Source organism: Lactiplantibacillus songbeiensis, assembly GCF_005405125.1.
In the GTDB taxonomy this organism is placed as follows: domain Bacteria; phylum Bacillota; class Bacilli; order Lactobacillales; family Lactobacillaceae; genus Lactiplantibacillus; species Lactiplantibacillus songbeiensis.
Genome location: NZ_BJDL01000018.1, coordinates 49,713 through 66,294 on the forward strand (window position 1 = coordinate 49,713; position 16,582 = coordinate 66,294).

A 16,582-nucleotide genomic window follows, 5' to 3' on the forward strand; every position below is an offset into this window, starting at 1 on the left:
GTTTTACTGACATAAATATAAGCCTTTTCATGGTTCGCGTCAATACGTTTTAATCGTTTTCATTTTATCAACTTGTTTTCATCGGCTCAAAACCGCGTCAACTTACCATTTTCCATCATTAATGTCACTTGAGTCAGGTTAAATAAGTAAAGAAAGCGCTTGACAATCCGTTACACCTTGAACTAAACTGCTTTAAGTAAACTTTAGTAAACAAACAACAAAACAGTTACCTTATTTAGGAGGATTTAAAATATGGCATCAACAGAGAAAAATACCCGCCGTAAATTCTACGTCATCTTAATCTCACTTGCCGCCGGGATGGCGGGCTTACTATATGGTTACGATACTGCTTGTATCTCAGGGGCCATTGGCTTTTTAAAGACGTTCTATCATCTCTCACCGGCTGCACAAGGCTTCATTACCTCAAGTATTATGATTGGCGGGGTTATCGGGGTTGCCTTTTCAGGGTTCTTAAGTGATCGCTTTGGTCGGCGCATGATCTTAATGTGGGGCGCGGGCTTATTCTTTATCGCGGCCTTACTTTCAGCCATGACCCACACCCCAGCCGAATTAGTCGGTGCCCGCATCATTGGCGGAATTGGGATCGGGTTAGCCTCCTCATTAGCTACTACCTATATTTCCGAAGTCGCCCCCGCGGCGATTCGCGGAACGTTATCTTCCTTATATCAGCTTTTGACCACGATTGGGATTGCCTTAACTTACTTTGTGAATCTTCTAATCGTGAACCAGGGTGGCTATCACTGGGGCGAAGTTACTGGTTGGCGCTGGATGCTTGGCATTGGCGCGGTTCCGGCTTTACTCTTCTTCATTGCCTTAGTCGTTGCCCCTGAAAGTCCGCGTTGGCTGATTCAACATACGAAAGTTGAACAGGGATTTAACATCTTAGTCAAAATCAACGGTCAAACTGGCGCACAACATGAAATGACTGAAATCGCCACGGCGATTCGGCGTGACCGTAACTCAACTCTAGCTAAATTATTCCAACCAGGTTTACGACGCGCCTTACTTATTGGGATTTTCCTAGCTTTCTGTAATCAAGCAGCCGGGATGAATGTCATTATGTATTATGGTCCCCAAATTTTTCAAACAGCCGGCTTTGGTGGTAACTCTGAATTTATGGCCACTGCTGGAATTGGGGTCGTCAATATGATTGCCACGATTGGCGCCACCTTAATGATTGATCGCGCTGGGCGTAAAAAGCTCTTAATGATTGGCGCGGTCTTATTAACCGCTTGGTCCGCAGCAATTGCTTATGCCTTTGCGACCGGTAATGGGACTTTGCTCTTAGTCAGTCTATTTGGGTTCGTCATTTCATTTGCCATCTCCATGGGGCCGATTCCATGGATCATGATTCCCGAACTCTTCCCAACTTACTTACGGGCACGGGCTTCTGGAATTTGTACCGTCTTCTTATGGGGTGCTAACTGGGCTGTTGGTCAATTCACACCGGTCATGTTAAGTGCTTGGGGCGGTCGCAACACCTTCATCTTCTTTGCCGTAATGAATATCATTATCTTTGTGGGGGTCCACTTCTTCGTCCCTGAGACTAAGGATAAGACCTTGGAAGAAATCGAAGCCTTCTTCTGGCCAAAAGATCACGCTAAAGCAACTGAGACAACCGTCAACTTGGCTCAAAGTCAAAACGAAACCCAAGCTCAGCTGCCCACGCATAAGAAATCGAAACAAAAGTAATGTCATGATTAGAAATTTGTGCTATTATAATAGTAATTATTAGGTACAGTTAGGGCCACAGCAATTGCTGTGGCCCTAACTTTTTGCCTTATTCGGTTACTTTAAAGCTTGATATTGATAACTAATCGTCTGTGTGACCGGCTGGCCAGGACGTAACACAATATCCCCAAAGCCAGCATGGTTAATGGCATCAGGCAATGTTTGTGCTTCCGTTGCTAAGGCGTTGTAATGATGTTGTTTTTGTTGATCCTGATCAAATGGATTAGCCGTATAAATAATCAGACTATTCCGATCTGAATACAAATCAACTCGACGTTTACCGGCTAAATCACCAACACTCGCAATTGGTTGATCAGCGCTTGGTGTGACTTCATAAGCATCATCGAATTCGATCTTATCCGTTTCCACTTTTAATTGGTTAAGTGAATCTTGTACTGGTTGCGGATAATTGAAATCATACGCCGTGTCTTTAACAGAAAGTCGTTTACCAGTCGGAATCTTCGTGTCATTAAATTCCAAATGAGTCGCACTATGAATCTGTAACCATTGTTGTGCTAAGCTCGTCCGGTCATCAGTCGTGTTCCAGTACACATGATTAGTCGGATTAAATAAAGTAGCCGCATCCGTATCACCCGTAAAGGCAATCGACACCCGATTATCATTCGTTAACGTGAACTTAATCTGCACGTCTAAATTTCCCGGGTAATTATCCTCAGTATGGTCAATATGACGACGCAACGTCACACTAGCACTATCAGCAGTTTGACTCAATTCACCCGCAAAATGTAACGTATTAAAACCATGCGCACCCCCGTGTAAGGAATGTGTCTTCTCATTCATATCCACATGATACGTCTGTCCATCGATATTGAATTGGGCGCCGCCGATTCGACCAGCGACCCGACCAATCGACTGGCACAAACAAAAGCCGACACGCTGGTAATCAGCCATACTATCTAAGCTCCAGATTAGCGGCTTCTCAACGCCATCTTCATTGACGACGAATTCTTGCCAAGTCCCCCCATAACTAAGCACTGAAATACGAGTCTGTTGATCATTAATTAATGTATAGCGTATCACCGGTTGGCCGTCGACTGCGCCAAAATCACTTGTTTTTGTTTCCACTATAGGACACCTCCGTGTTTAATAAACCGTTTTCATTATAGCAGATAAATTTATCTTATTTAGTAAATTTTTACTTTTTATACGTTTAAATTCAACAAAAAATCGACCGCCAAAAGGATCAGTTCCTTTTGAGCGGTCAACTACCAAGACTCTTGTGGTAAAAAGTTATATTTCTTATAGTCACGTTGATTGTACTTTTTTGATGGCAACAAGAGGTGATGATGATCAATAAACAATGGATAAAAATAATAGAGCTATTCAGTCACAATGACACCAATAACCCGAATACCAGAACTACGCTTCGCGGCTAATTGCCAAATGTTTGACTCCTCATCTAGCTTGACATTAGGATGTAATTTTCCTATCACTTTTAACGCCAGTTCACGCTCTACATCTGTCAAACGGTGGCAATGTCTTTGATTATTAGCTAAAATTGGCTTAATATTTGCTTCAATATCACCAAAAAATTCGTTGATCAAGAAGAAAAAATGTTGCGCAGCCTCATGTTCATTCGACAATGCATTAGTAAACTTGCGTCCGACATATGCATGGGTCCAATTAGGATAGTGATTAAAATCAATGAAAAGTTTTTCGACTAACCCACTATCCGTGTTATTTTTGACCATTCCATGCGGTTTTTTCCGATTCGCAACTTTTCTTGCCATTAAATCACCGACTGAGCCATATAGTAATCAAAAATAGCCTGGTCACTAAGCTCTTTGGAGCTGGCATTTAAAGGTGATATTCCCTGACGTGCCATTTGCCAAGGCTTTTCTTGATGCGTAATACTTTCCAATTCATCAGCAGTATAACTACCATATTCTTCCCAGACTTGCTGCAAAATATCTTCAACTTCATCTGAAAATTGCGGTACATTAACTTGTTTGGGAATATTGTGATAACCATATTCGCGATACTTACGATAAACTTCTGGTAAAACTGGGCCATGTACCCAAGCCTCAAAGTGATCATTAAATAACTGATTATCCAGATGATGATCATCTTCATTTGTCAGGGTCAAAACCCATGCATATGCATAGTAAAGCAACTTCTGCAGCTTCTTCGGTGACATACTATCCTGAGCCAAATACCAATCGGCAACCTGGTCAGCCGTATATTGTGTCGTCATTATACCCCTCCTTTTAACGTTATAACTCTAATTTCAGAATACCATTAAATTGTAACTATTAGATATAATTCACGTAAATTTACAGTATCTTTTTTGGTATCAACAGGTATACTACTGGCTAAGTAAGTCTAAAGCAACCAATAACTCCTACACATACAAATCACCTAACAATAATCAAATCCCAACTAAGATAATTTGATAAAAACCATCTTAGTTGGGATTTTTACACACTATTTAACCTTAAACTGAACTTTCTCGATAGATAATCTTCGATGGTAACGTCACCATCCGCGGTAAACGCTCCGGATCTTGCATGCGACGAATTAATTGGTCAATGGCTAATTTACCCATCTCTTCACTGTAGGCATGAACCGTACTTAACTGTGGATTCGTATAGGTTGCCACTAAGCTATCATTGAAACCAATAATGCTAACTCGTTGGGGCACCGCAAGCTTGGCTTCACTCCCATGGCATCATTATCCACTAAAAAGGCATGTGGCTGGGCGAGAACCTTTTTATCTACTTAATTGGATCCATTAAATCTATTTATGAAAACGATTACTGTATTTGATTGACGATAACCCTTCCTTAGATTGACAATTAACCTATAGAAAGAAGGACTCTTATGCGCTCATTAACTGAAATCATTGCTCAAGAACAGGCGGCTCAATTGCCTCATTTCGGACTAGCCGATATTGACACACTAGTAGCTGACCTAAAGACCATTGGCCAAGCTAACTTTAACCGGGTTTGTATTTTAATCAAGCTCAATCAACGGGAAGTCTTCTTCCACGCTGGCACTCAAACGACCAATGAAAATAATCTTTGGATTCGTAAAAAAGCCAATGTAGTCGCGACCTTTGACCACAGTTCGCTATTTGAAAAAGCTAAGTATCGTGATGATCCCGAAAGTTTTTATCAAAAAGGCGGCCTAAGTCATCAAGACTATGCAATTGTTGGTGGTGGCTTCCCGATTGGCATTACCGGTACGGGGATCATTGGTAGCTTGGTTGTCTCCGGCTTAACCGATGAAGAAGACCACGATCTCGCCTACCAGGCTTTAACGATGCTCAAAGACCAATTGACTTCGGCCTAAAAATAAGACCATTGATAACCCCAAAATCGGCTATCAATGGTCTTATTTTGACTAATCTAAGTCTAAACTAATCGGTGCTTTAGTGGTGTCTTCCTTAGGCTTTTTCTTTTCCAAGCCATTGTTCTCAATCACATCTTTGTACCAGTAGAATGACTTCTTCCGATACCGCTTCAACGTCCCCTGACCTTCATCATCGAGATCAACGTAAATAAAGCCATAGCGTTTACTCATCTCACCGGTTGAGGCACTAACTAAGTCAATGCAGCCCCATGGCGTATACCCCATCAAGTCAACACCATCAGCGATGGCCCCGGCCATGGCTTGAATATGTTGCTTCAAATAGTCAATCCGATAATCATCTTCAACGTAGAAATTCTTGTCAGGCTTATCAATCGCACCAAAACCATTTTCAACCACGAATAATGGCTTTTGGTAACGGTCGTAGAGCTGGTTTAACGCAATCCGTAAACCAGTTGGATCAATCTGCCAACCCCAGTCACTAGCTGCTAGGAATGGGTTCTTGACCCCACCCATTAGGTTTCCGTTCACGGTATCCTTAACTTGGCCAGTCGTTTCAACGGCAGATGACATGTAGTAGCTGAACCCAATATAGTCAACTGGGTATTGCTTGAGTAGCGCCAGTTCACCATCATTAGTTTCCAGGTCATCAAAGGTCAGCCCGTACTTGGCTAACAACCGTTTCGTGTAAGCGGGATATTCACCCCGAACTTGCACGTCACTGCAGAAGAAATTCAATTCTTGATTCTCTTGTAAATTAGCTAATTGATTCTTCGGATTAGCATCGTAACTGTAGCTGGTGGCGTATAAGATCATGCAACCGACACGGAGGCCCTTCTTCAAGTTATGGGCAATTTTGACTGCCTTAGCACTGGCGACAAATTGATTATGCCAAGCTTGAAAGACGTTGCGCTTGTCGTTGGCCCCGGTTGAGGGTACCAAGCCTTGCCCCATCACTGGAAAATGCGCTGCACTATTGATTTCGTTAAAAGTCATCCAATACTTAACTTTATCAGCGTACCGAGTTAGGATTGTCCGCGCAAAGTTTTCATAGAATTCGATCAAATAACGATTCTTCCAGCCACCATACTTGGTGGCTAGGTTTAAAGGCAATTCGTAATGTGAAATCGTGATGACTGGTTCAATATGATGTGCTAGACACTCATCAATTACGGCATCATAAAACTTTAGCCCGGCTTCATTCGGTTGCGTTTCATCACCGTTAGGGTAAACTCTTGACCAAGCAATCGAGAAACGGTAACATTTAAAGCCCATCTCAGCGAATAACGCAATATCTTCCTTATAGTGATGATAAAAATCAATCCCCATATGGTTAGGATACGTGTACTTATCTTCATCAATCGTCCAATCAAAATCTGGTTGGGCCACAATCTTAAACCGATCCTTGCCACCTGGTAAGGCATCGGCAATGGATAGCCCCCGACCACCTTCTTGGTAGCCGCCTTCTAGTTGGTTCGCCGCCGTAGCGCCGCCCCATAAGAATCCTTCTGGAAATGCTGACATTTTCTCTCTTCCTTTCACCATGGCACTTAGTGTAATAAGCAACTAAGTTCATATGTAAGACTTTCATGCTAGCAACTGTTGCAAGCGCTGTCAATGATGGCCGGATGAATTTAGTAAAATCAATAAATAGTAAAACAACCTATTCTAGAGTTTCTAAAAATCTTAATAAGGCTTGATTGAAAGCTTGTGACTGTTCTGCCATTACAATATGACCAGCTTCTGGAACCACAACCGATTGTCCTTTAATGGCAGTCCTAGCAGTCACTGCAGCAAACGCTGAATCAAAATAAGGCGAGTTCTCACCAGCAATGATTAGAAATGGGATTGTTAAACCTGCAACGACATCTCGCCAATCCTGAAAAGCATGATCAACTAGTAATGGTAAAGTTGCCTTTTCATCAAATGGCGATTGCTTCGCGACCCTTTTGACTAACTTGTAAGTTGTATCGTCAATGTGTTTATGAGTTGACGGACCTAATGGATTATAAAAGTAATCCGGAAAGTCCGACCAAGTAACATCTTTAAATCCATATGGCCAATCCGTAGTATTAATCATTTTTGGTGTTTGATCAACATCAATCACAGCTTTAATTGATTGATCACCGAATAATGAAACATATGCGAACCAAGTTGCTGCTCCCATTGAGTTACCTAATAGAATTGGTTGTTTTAGCTTTAATTGCTGTATCAGCTCATAAGCATCCATAGCTCGACGACTCATTCGCAATCCCTTACCAGTACGTTCCGACAATCCATGGCATCGACTATCAATGTTCACAACCCGATAGCCTGCAGTAACAAGTACCGAGACCTGTCCATGCCAGATTTCTTTAGATCCACCAAAACCAGTTAGAATAACGATTGGCTGACCTATTCCTTCATCAGTATAATCCAGAGTAATTCGATCTGAAGTTACAAATTTCATTTTGCCGTTCTCCTTAACTTACATACGTAACGACTCCGTCAACCTAAAATGAGCTTACTAAAGTTATAAACTTCAGCAAGCTCATTTTTACAATCTAGACAGCAAACTTTTCACGAATCTGCTTAATAAACGCTTGCTGTTCTGGATCTTGAACAGTGTACGCTGGTACCGGAATCGGTTTTAAATCTGCATTAACAGCGATAAAGATGAAGATACCATTACCAATTGCTACTGGGTCACTGTCATAAGTCTGACGTCGCACTTCCACATGAAACGTCATTGTATGCCTACTAGTTTTAAGTAATGTGACACTAAAGCTAATATGATCACCAACGTGGGCTGGTTTTGCAAAGTTAAACTCTTTAATAGCCACCGTTAAAACTCGTGAATGTGTATACCGATTAGCCAATAAACCAATCGTAGAATCACAATGCTTAACCAACACCCCGCCATGTAAGATATTTAAATGATTGAGCATATCAGCATCTACAAAAAAGTCACCTGATTCAACTTGATAAAACGTATTTTTCTCCATCTTTACCGACCTCTTTTAATGTGCATATTATTGGATATCGCAGCGCGACTTACCGACCCCAGCCGCTATCACCACTGACATGTCGCATTGGCTGTTCATACTCAAGATGACCATGCTCAACCATCTTGGCCAACAAATGCTTACGGACTTTCCCCGAACCAGTCTTCGGCAAAGTTGCAACAACAGTCAATTTTTCAGGCCAAAACTTCTTCGCTACATCAGTTTTTTCAAAGAATTGTTTAACTTGTGTTAAAGTTAACGGTAAATAATCTGGTTGCATCACAACAAATGCCCCAATAATTTCACCTAAACGCGAATTCTTCAAACCAACTACTGCGGCTTCTTTGATCCCCGGATGATGCAACAACTTCTGCTCAATAATATAAGCTGAGATGTTTTCACCACCGCGAATAATCATATCCTTACTCCGACCATCAACTTCCAAAGCATCATCATCATTCCAATGCCCCAAGTCACCCGTTTGAAACCAACCATCAAGACTCAATGCCTTTTTAGTTTCTGCTTCATCATGATAGTATCCACTAAAGACAACTGGTCCACGTACCGCAATTTGGCCAATTCGATTAGCCGCTGTAATCTGACGTTGACGTTCATCCATTAGCTTTACTTGTACCCCATCAATTGGAAATCCTGCGGTCGTCTCACCTTGCTTCATTTTAAAATAAGCTGGTGACGTACATAAGAAGGGTGCACTTTCGGTTAAGCCATAAATATTATAAACCGGTAAGCCAACTTCTTTAGCTTTCTGCATCATATCATCACCTAAGCGAGCACCACCCGAAATAACTCGAGTCAATGTGCTAGGTTGTTTAAACCAACCCAAGATATCATAAATCACTGTTGGTACCGTTACCAAATAGGTACAATAATAACGATTAATTAAACGTTGTAGCCCTTCTACCGAATACCGTTGCATTAAGACTAACGTACTTCCAGCTAAAATAGTTGAAACTAAGCCATGATGGAACCCAATCGCATGGTACAGACCAGAAGGTAAAATTTGAACGTCTCCTGATTCAATCCCATACATCCGATTAAACTGTAACTCACTATATAATACGTTTTGATTAGATAACATGACACCTTTAGAATAACTAGTCGTCCCTGAAGTACATAGGATAACTGCTGGTGCAGGTTTAACATGCTCTTCATTAGATTTATTAGTAGGCTCTAACAGGATTAATGGCACTTGATTAAGCTTAGTTCGATTGGTCATATAATCAATCTGACTGATATTTTCAAAGCTCAATGAATTGCGACCATCGGCTTGGGTAACAATCAAATCTGGTTGAAATCTACCAATTAACGCGACCGCTTCTTCTTGATCCAAATGCGGATTTAATGGGAGCACCGTAATCTTACGTTTCAGGCAAGCAATAATTAATTGCACTTCAGTCATGCAAGTTGCCATTTGTACTGCAACTACATCACCTGCTGTTAATTGCAATTTATCTAAAAACTTGGCAGCATGTTCACTCAATTCATCAAACTCACGGTAAGTAACTTGACGATCTGCTTGAGCCAAAAAGATTTTATCAGGTGTCTTTTCACAACGTTCCTGCCAGACTTCCGCAATGGTTAGAGGAAAGGTACTGGCTGTAGGTAATTTATATGAACCAATCATTATGCCGGACCTCCTTTTAACTTGGTACCGGTGCCGACAACTCGCTTAACAATTGCTTAACCACGGTTTCGCCGTCACCAATAATCCCGTAATCTGCTAACTTAAAAATTGGCGCTGCTGGATCAGTATTAATGGCAATAATACATTTTGATTGATCCATCCCAACAGTGTGTTGCAATGCACCCGAAATACCAACTGCGATATAGACGTCAGGCGCAACAACTTTGCCAGTCTGGCCAACCATCGTCGACTTATCGACCCAGCCAGCATTAACTGCAACACGTGAAGCCCCTAAACTACCATGTAACTTATCAGCTAGTTGTTGCAACAATTCAAATCCTTCTGGACCTTGCATGCCACGACCACCGGATACAACAACTTTTGCATTTTCCAAATCATTTTTCTTAAGTGGTAAAGCAGAATAATCGACTTGATCAGCTTGTGCTGGATTATCCACAGCCTTAACTGCCACTTTTGCTGCTGAACCAGTTACAACTTGTTCATTGACCCCAGTCATATCACAAGTCATAACGGCATTGGCATCACTAGCCAAGGCTACTTGCTGTAACATTGTTGCCTCTTCAGCTTTCTTTTGTGCAACGATGCTATCTGTCGTAACCGTCAGCTGATTAACTTGCATAATGAAGTTTTCTTTTAACTCAGCTGCAACGCGCTTTGCAATACTTGTGGCACCCTTATCATTAGCAAATAAAATCAAAGAGTGGGCTTGTCCAGCAAAGTACTCGCTTAACGCATTGGTGGTTTGTGCGAGATTAATTTTTGAAAATTGTGCATACGCCAGAATATCAATCTCTTTTAATCCGGCCGTTCCATACTTTTCTTCGATACCTTGATCAGATGGTGCTACCACCACCGCATTTAAATCATTGCCATCAAAATTATCTTGCGCGAAATGAATCAAATTCAAATTTTTATCTTCAAATTTCGGATCAGCTAATAATACTAAATAAATTGGTTGCTTCGTCATGGTAAACACCACCTTTTATAAAATTCCTTGTGTCTGTAATTGATTAACTAGCTTGCTAACTGATTGATCATCATCAGCTAATTTATAAATAACTGCTTGTTTCTTCTGCTCTGGAATGAATGCCAACCGACTTGTTGGCGCTTCAGAGCTTAATTGATTCCAAGCATCCTGGTCAATCACAGTAATACTATCAATAGTAACGGTTTCTAATTCAGCACGTTTTGCAACCATCTTAGTTTTGAAACTTGGTAGCCGAGGCTTGTTGATATCTTCTGTAACAGAGATCACAGCTGGTGTTTGCACTTTGCCAGTTAATTCACCCTTTTCCCATAAGGTTACATAGGATAATTGATCACCATCAACGTTTAAAGCATTAACATCATCAAAGTATGGTAATCCCAAACTATTGGCAATCGATGCACTAACATAGCCTTGCGGTGTATCTAGTGCTTGATCACCTGTAAAGATAACATCAAAATCACCTAACTTTTTGGCTGCCTCAGCTAGAACAACCCCAACTGCACTATTATTGTCAGCACCGGCCTTTAATAAATCACTATTCACCGTTACAGCTCTGGTTGCGCCTAATGCTAAAGCTGCTCTCAGTGCTTTTTCAGTTGCATCTGCACTACCATATGAAGCTACCGTAACCGTACCGTTTTGCCCATCAGCTAATTGTAAAGCTGCTTCAATCGCATTCTTATCAGCTGGGTTTAAAATTGCACCACTAGTTTCAGCTGTTAGTTGCCCTTGATCATCTAATTCTGGTTTTGTTGTGGGGACAATCACCCCTTTAATAAAGACTAGACTATTCATGAGATTCATCTCCTAATCGCTATATTCACGATTTAATTCATTCGCGATGGTGACGCGTTGGATTTGATTTGTACCTTCAAAGATTTGGAAGACTTTGCAATCCCGCATCAATTTTTCAACTGGGTAATCTTTCGAAACACCATAACCACCAAAAATTTGAACGGCATCTGATGTTGCTTTTTGAACGGCATCAGTAACAAATGTCTTGGTCATAGCGCCTTCCTTGCGAACCAGACTACCTTCATCCATCATTTTCATGGTGTTATTAACCATTAAACGTGAAGCTTCAGTTTGAGTTGCCATATCGGCTAGCATTTCTTGAACTGCTTCAAACTTAATAATTGGCCGATTAAATTGTTTACGTAACTTGGCATACTTAACTGATTCATCCAAGGCACGTTGCATAATCCCAACTGCCAAGGTTGCAACAAAGGCACGAGATAAGTTCAAGCTATTTAAAGCAACTTTTAATCCATGGCCTTCATCACCAATCCGGTTAGCTGCTGGTACTTTAACATGGTCAAAAGTAACATCAGTCGTGTTAGAGAGCCGCAAGCCCATCTTATCTTCATGCTTACCAGCTGCAATACCACCACGTGACTTTTCAACGATAAAGGCACTCAAGCCCTTATTGCCATCATCAGAGGTCCGGAAAATACCAACAAAAACATCTGCTAAACTACCATTAGTAATAAATGTTTTATCACCATTTAAGATATAATCGTCGCCTTCACGAGTCGCTGTTGCTTGAACAGAGCCCGCATCAGTACCTGCGTTAGATTCACTTAAAGCGAACGCAGCAAACTTACCTGGTGCAATAATATCAGCAAAATGTTGAACCTGTTCATCGGTCCCAGCAATCATTACTGAACGTAGTGCCACGAAAGTTGAGACTAATGTAATCGCGTACCCAGGATCATAACTAGCTAATTTTTCAAAAATCATTGCAGTGGTTGCATATGATAAGCCAGCCCCACCAAACTTTTCAGGGATTTCCAACATATGAAGTCCCATATCAAAAGCTGGTTTGAATAATTCTTCTGGACATTCACCTTTTTCATCACATTCTTTAACAACTTCTGGTGTTAAAGTTTCATCGGCAAATTCCTTTACCATTTTCAAAAAATCTTTTTGTTCATCCGTATATAACAATGCCATCGTTAATTCACACCCTTCTATTTAACAGGGTCGCCAATATGTCTAGTAGTGGCAGCTGCCCCATCATCCAATAGTTGATTAATCTTTTCATCAGAATAACCAATTTCACTCAAGACACTCTTAGTGTCAGCACCTTGTGGCCGTGAAACTTTCAAATCTGGATTTCCCATCGATGCAAAACGAACTGGGTTCGTAGGAATCATACGATCATTACCAGATGGGAATTTAATCTTCCGTAATTCATCGTTATCCAAAGCTTCATCATCTTTATAGATTTCAGTTGGTACATAGCAAGCTTCGAGTGGTAAATCATTTTCTTTAAAGATATCAACCCAATGCTGTAATGGTTGCTTCTTGAACTGCTCATCCAAAATACCAATAAATTCTTTATTCAAATTCTCAGCATTGATATGGTCAATATTGTTGTAACGCTTATTATCAACTAAATCTTTACGACCAATTAGCGTCATAACTTTGTTATAGTCGCGGTTAAAGACTGGAACACACATTACGAACCAACGATCATCACTAGTCTTAAAGCAATCATTGAATGGGTTAGCGACATTCAAACGACTCTTTGGATATTCGTTACCATATTGAGCCGAAACCATGGCAACATTTTGCATGAAGATTGCCGCGTGATGTAAGCTGACGGTCAATTTATCGCCTTTACCTTCGCGAGCTTGCTTTAATAAGGCGCCACAGATACCAGCAGCTAAACACATGGAGACTTGGAAGTCACCATAACCGTTAGCAGGGTTCATTGGGCTTTGACCAGCTTCCAAAGTTGTTCCTAAAACACCACCACGAGCCATATAAGACGTTGCATCAAAGCCAGCAGCATCCTTTTGTGGACCATGTTCGCCATAGCCTAGAACTTGTGCAAAAATCAATTTTGGAAATTTTTGTTTTAATGTTTCATAATCAATTCCTAAGTGTTCCAGTGACTTTGTCCGAACGTTAGTTACAAAGACATTGGCATCTTTCAATAAGTCGTAAAAGGCTTGCCGCCCATCATCTTTTTTCAGATTTAAAGTAACAAAACGTTTGTTTAGGTTTGAAATATCAAAGCCTAAGTTTTCGTCATCTGAATAGTGCATGTTGAAAACGGCACCTTGTGTCCGTTCAGCATCGCCCTTTGGAGGTTCAACCTTAATGACGTCAGCGCCCCATTCACCCAAAACTCGGGTAACGGTTGGTGCTGCCAAAAACGTTGTCATGTCAACAATACGTACTCCATCTAAAGTTTTACTCATGAAAACTTCCTCCTAAGTAAACATGCCGATAGCATGTGTTGGTTCTCACCTATACTATCGGCATGTTATGTGCGTTTTTATTATTCGATAATCCCGTCGTTAGCGATCAGCTTACGAGCTGCCGTTAAACGTTGTACTGAACGTGGACCTTCTTCAAGCCACATTGCACGGCAATCACGATACATCCGTTCAACAGGGCCGTAAGGGTTGTCTTCAAAGTAGCCAATCCCACCGAAGATTTCAAGGCAATAGTCAGAAACCAACTTGACAGTGTTAATACTGAATAGCTTGCACATTGCAGCCTTTTCTTCAATATCTTCGCCACGGTCATATTGTTCTGCTAAGTTGTGAAGCATAGTCCGTAAGGCAAAGATTTCAGTACCCATATCAGCAATTTCTTGTTGGATAGCTTGACGTTTTACAAGTGGTTTGCCAAAGGTTACACGATCTTTAGCCCGTGCAATTGACATTTCAAGCATCCGTTGGCTCATTCCTAAGTTACTTGAGGCAATGTGAGCACGTGAAATTGATAATGAAGCAATCGCAACGTGTAAACCGTCGCCTTCCTTACCAAGCAAGTACTTCTTGTTAACTCGCATGTTCGTAAACTTCAAGCCGGCATGACCAGCACCACGGCAACCCATCATATGAGGCATTGGTACAATTTCGTATCCTGGGGTGTCAACAGGTACATAGAAGGCACTCAAACGCTTGTCACCTTCAGCATCTGGATCTGTGACAGCGATTACATAAGCAGCGTCACTGCAGTCAGTATGTGAAATTAAAGTCTTTTCACCATTAAGAATGTAGTCATCACCGTCTTTAACAGCAGTCGTATGCAAGTCAGCGCCAGTACCGCCACTTTCTTCAGTTAAAGCGAAACAAGTGAAGATGGTTTTATCTTGTAGCTTTGGCATGACTTCAGCCTTTAATTCTGGTTGGCCGAATTCATCCATAATCCGCCAGTTCAAATCAGCTGCATAGTGTAAATGCATCCGCATACCACCAGGGCCACGTGAGAACATTTCTTGTACTTGGAAGATTTGGTTGCAAGTTAAGCCAAAGCCACCATACTTCAATGGTAAAGCGAAACGATAAAGGTCATTATCAATTGCTAATTCAAAGAACTTCTTTGGGAAACGGTTCGTAACTTCGACTTCTTTTTGTAAGTAATCGAATTCGTTTTCTGCTAAATGCTTAATTTGTTTCAAGTACAATGCGAATTCTTCATTCGTCATCTTTGTACCTGGTTTTGTGTGAACTAATTTTTTGGTTGGTTCATAAGGTAATTTTTCTGTTGCTTCCATTATTTTGCACTCTCCTTAGTTTGTGATGCTCCGACGCCTTTCGCCATCAAGAACAAATCAATAATCAGACCAACTACAGCTACACCAATGGCAACCATGTAGGCAGGATAATAAGCTGCGGTCCCAGCACCTTTATTAATGAACAAAGCTGCAATTTGAGGACCAACTAATGAGCCAATTGCATAACCGAAAAACATTAAACCATAATTAATACCCGAATGAGTCGTCCCAAAGGCATTCCCAGTCAAGGTCGGATAGACCACTAGGACACCACCGAACGAAGCTCCTAAAAGGATTAAGAAGATCGTGAAGCTAACCAAGCCAGTTGAGAATCTCAAACCAGCTAAACCAATAATCGTTAATGCTAAGATACCAGCTAGCGTCTTAGTTTGACCCAACTTATCAGTAATCGTCCCAGTTAAGATCCGACCACCAAAGTTAGCCAAAGTATTAACAACAACCATGTTAGCAGCAACAATTGGCGTCATGCTAAGTTGCACTTGCGCAATCATTGATAACGATCCAATCAACATAATCCCAGCCGTACAAGCAATTGAGAATAATAATAACAATAACCAGAATTGCCACGTCTTAAGCATCGCTTGAGGAGTGTAATCATTGACAGGTGCGGCGGGATCCGTTGCACTTTTATCCTGATTTTGCTCCGTTGGCGTATCCATCATCCAACCAACTGCCCAGCAGATGACGAGATATGCTAATCCGATTGGAATGAACCCATTCATCCCATATTGGTCACATAGGATTGCGCCAGCTTTAGCCAAAACTAACGGTCCTAATGATGCGGCGGCTAACAAGAAACCTGAAACCGTACCCCGTTTTTCTGGGAACCATTTCAAGGCAGTTAGTAGGGCGGGATTATACATGATCCCATTCCCAGCGCCGGCCATCAAACCAACAGTGATGTAAAGGAAAAATAAATTATGAACGAAAGCGGTTAACAACCAGCCCAGCCCGAAGATTAATCCACCAAAATACATTAACTTCTTGGCACCGAACTTATCCATTATGTGCCCAGAGGCCACTCCGAAGCACGCCATGAAAAATTCATACAAGGTTAACGTCAATGCAACTTGAGACTCAGTGCCTCCTGTTGCATGTTGTAACGGAACTGAAAAGACTGAAAAAGCTGATGATGCTGCACAACAAAAGATAATCAGGAACGCGGCGGTAAACACATGCGATCGTCGAACTACTTTTGCATTAGTTGTTTCCATCACGAACCTCCTTCCTTTCGGGGTGAATTGGTATCGCTTTCTTACAAGTTCTAGTGTAGTGTGTTACCTCACAAATTAAAAATTCTTAAAAATGCGAAATCGATAACTTTT

Annotated in this window: 15 protein-coding genes and 1 pseudogene; 2 read left to right on the forward strand and 14 right to left on the reverse strand. The window is 41.3% G+C overall.

From position 1 onward, the window contains the following. Nucleotides 1–252 precede the first annotated feature (252 nt). Nucleotides 253–1,713: a sugar porter family MFS transporter gene (locus tag FFM77_RS07320; protein ID WP_137635119.1), complete on the forward strand. Its 1,461-nt coding sequence runs from the start codon at nucleotides 253–255 to the stop codon at nucleotides 1,711–1,713. Between the two features lie 96 nt (nucleotides 1,714–1,809). Here FFM77_RS07320 and FFM77_RS07325 read toward each other — a convergent pair whose 3' ends face one another. From FFM77_RS07325 to FFM77_RS07340, 4 genes and pseudogenes are all read right to left on the reverse strand, one after another. After that, nucleotides 1,810–2,838, reverse strand: coding sequence for an aldose epimerase family protein (locus FFM77_RS07325; RefSeq protein WP_137635120.1), 1,029 nt, complete (start codon nucleotides 2,836–2,838; stop codon nucleotides 1,810–1,812). Between the two features lie 254 nt (nucleotides 2,839–3,092). Then, nucleotides 3,093–3,503, reverse strand: a complete 411-nt coding sequence (locus tag FFM77_RS07330) for a hypothetical protein (protein WP_137635121.1) — start codon at nucleotides 3,501–3,503, stop codon at nucleotides 3,093–3,095. Beyond that, complete coding sequence (locus FFM77_RS07335) at nucleotides 3,503–3,967, reverse strand: Panacea domain-containing protein (protein WP_137635122.1); 465 nt, start codon at nucleotides 3,965–3,967, stop codon at nucleotides 3,503–3,505. The genes FFM77_RS07330 and FFM77_RS07335 overlap by 1 nt, the downstream gene beginning before the upstream one ends. Nucleotides 3,968–4,207: 240 nt before the next feature. Beyond that, nucleotides 4,208–4,417: pseudogene (locus tag FFM77_RS07340) on the reverse strand (substrate-binding domain-containing protein); the annotation flags it as partial. 176 nt (nucleotides 4,418–4,593) lie between these two features. Here FFM77_RS07340 and FFM77_RS07345 point away from each other — a divergent pair. Beyond that, nucleotides 4,594–5,064 (forward strand): heme-degrading domain-containing protein, encoded by a 471-nt coding sequence (locus FFM77_RS07345; protein WP_137635124.1) that lies wholly within the window; start codon nucleotides 4,594–4,596, stop codon nucleotides 5,062–5,064. Between the two features lie 51 nt (nucleotides 5,065–5,115). Here FFM77_RS07345 and FFM77_RS07350 read toward each other — a convergent pair whose 3' ends face one another. The 10 genes from FFM77_RS07350 to FFM77_RS07395 form a co-directional block, all read right to left on the reverse strand. Beyond that, on the reverse strand, nucleotides 5,116–6,606 hold the full coding sequence (locus tag FFM77_RS07350) for a glycoside hydrolase family 1 protein (RefSeq protein WP_137635125.1): 1,491 nt from the start codon (nucleotides 6,604–6,606) through the stop codon (nucleotides 5,116–5,118). Nucleotides 6,607–6,745: 139 nt separating this feature from the next. Next, a complete protein-coding gene (locus tag FFM77_RS07355; RefSeq protein WP_137635126.1) occupies nucleotides 6,746–7,531 on the reverse strand; it encodes an alpha/beta fold hydrolase in 786 nt (261 codons plus the stop codon). Nucleotides 7,532–7,625: 94 nt separating this feature from the next. Then, a complete protein-coding gene (locus FFM77_RS07360) occupies nucleotides 7,626–8,066 on the reverse strand; it encodes an acyl-CoA thioesterase (RefSeq protein ID WP_137635127.1) in 441 nt (146 codons plus the stop codon). A gap of 49 nt (nucleotides 8,067–8,115) precedes the next feature. Beyond that, nucleotides 8,116–9,711 carry a class I adenylate-forming enzyme family protein gene (locus tag FFM77_RS07365; protein WP_137635128.1) on the reverse strand — a complete coding sequence of 532 codons (1,596 nt, stop codon included), beginning with the start codon at nucleotides 9,709–9,711 and terminating at the stop codon, nucleotides 8,116–8,118. Nucleotides 9,712–9,727: 16 nt separating this feature from the next. Then, entirely contained in the window at nucleotides 9,728–10,699 is a 972-nt protein-coding gene (locus FFM77_RS14260; protein WP_307722469.1) for an electron transfer flavoprotein subunit alpha/FixB family protein, read from the reverse strand. A gap of 15 nt (nucleotides 10,700–10,714) precedes the next feature. Then, the gene (locus FFM77_RS07375) at nucleotides 10,715–11,515 is read right to left on the reverse strand and encodes an electron transfer flavoprotein subunit beta/FixA family protein (protein ID WP_171001574.1); all 801 of its coding nucleotides are present in this window, start codon (nucleotides 11,513–11,515) and stop codon (nucleotides 10,715–10,717) included. 12 nt (nucleotides 11,516–11,527) lie between these two features. Then, nucleotides 11,528–12,673 (reverse strand): acyl-CoA dehydrogenase family protein, encoded by a 1,146-nt coding sequence (locus tag FFM77_RS07380; RefSeq protein WP_137635130.1) that lies wholly within the window; start codon nucleotides 12,671–12,673, stop codon nucleotides 11,528–11,530. A 17-nt stretch (nucleotides 12,674–12,690) separates the two neighbouring features. Then, on the reverse strand, nucleotides 12,691–13,929 hold the full coding sequence (locus tag FFM77_RS07385) for a CaiB/BaiF CoA transferase family protein (protein ID WP_137635131.1): 1,239 nt from the start codon (nucleotides 13,927–13,929) through the stop codon (nucleotides 12,691–12,693). 80 nt (nucleotides 13,930–14,009) lie between these two features. Then, complete coding sequence (locus FFM77_RS07390) at nucleotides 14,010–15,236, reverse strand: acyl-CoA dehydrogenase family protein (protein ID WP_137635132.1); 1,227 nt, start codon at nucleotides 15,234–15,236, stop codon at nucleotides 14,010–14,012. Beyond that, complete coding sequence (locus FFM77_RS07395) at nucleotides 15,236–16,471, reverse strand: OFA family MFS transporter (protein WP_137635133.1); 1,236 nt, start codon at nucleotides 16,469–16,471, stop codon at nucleotides 15,236–15,238. Before FFM77_RS07395 ends, FFM77_RS07390 begins: the two co-directional genes overlap by 1 nt. Nucleotides 16,472–16,582: the final 111 nt, after the last annotated feature.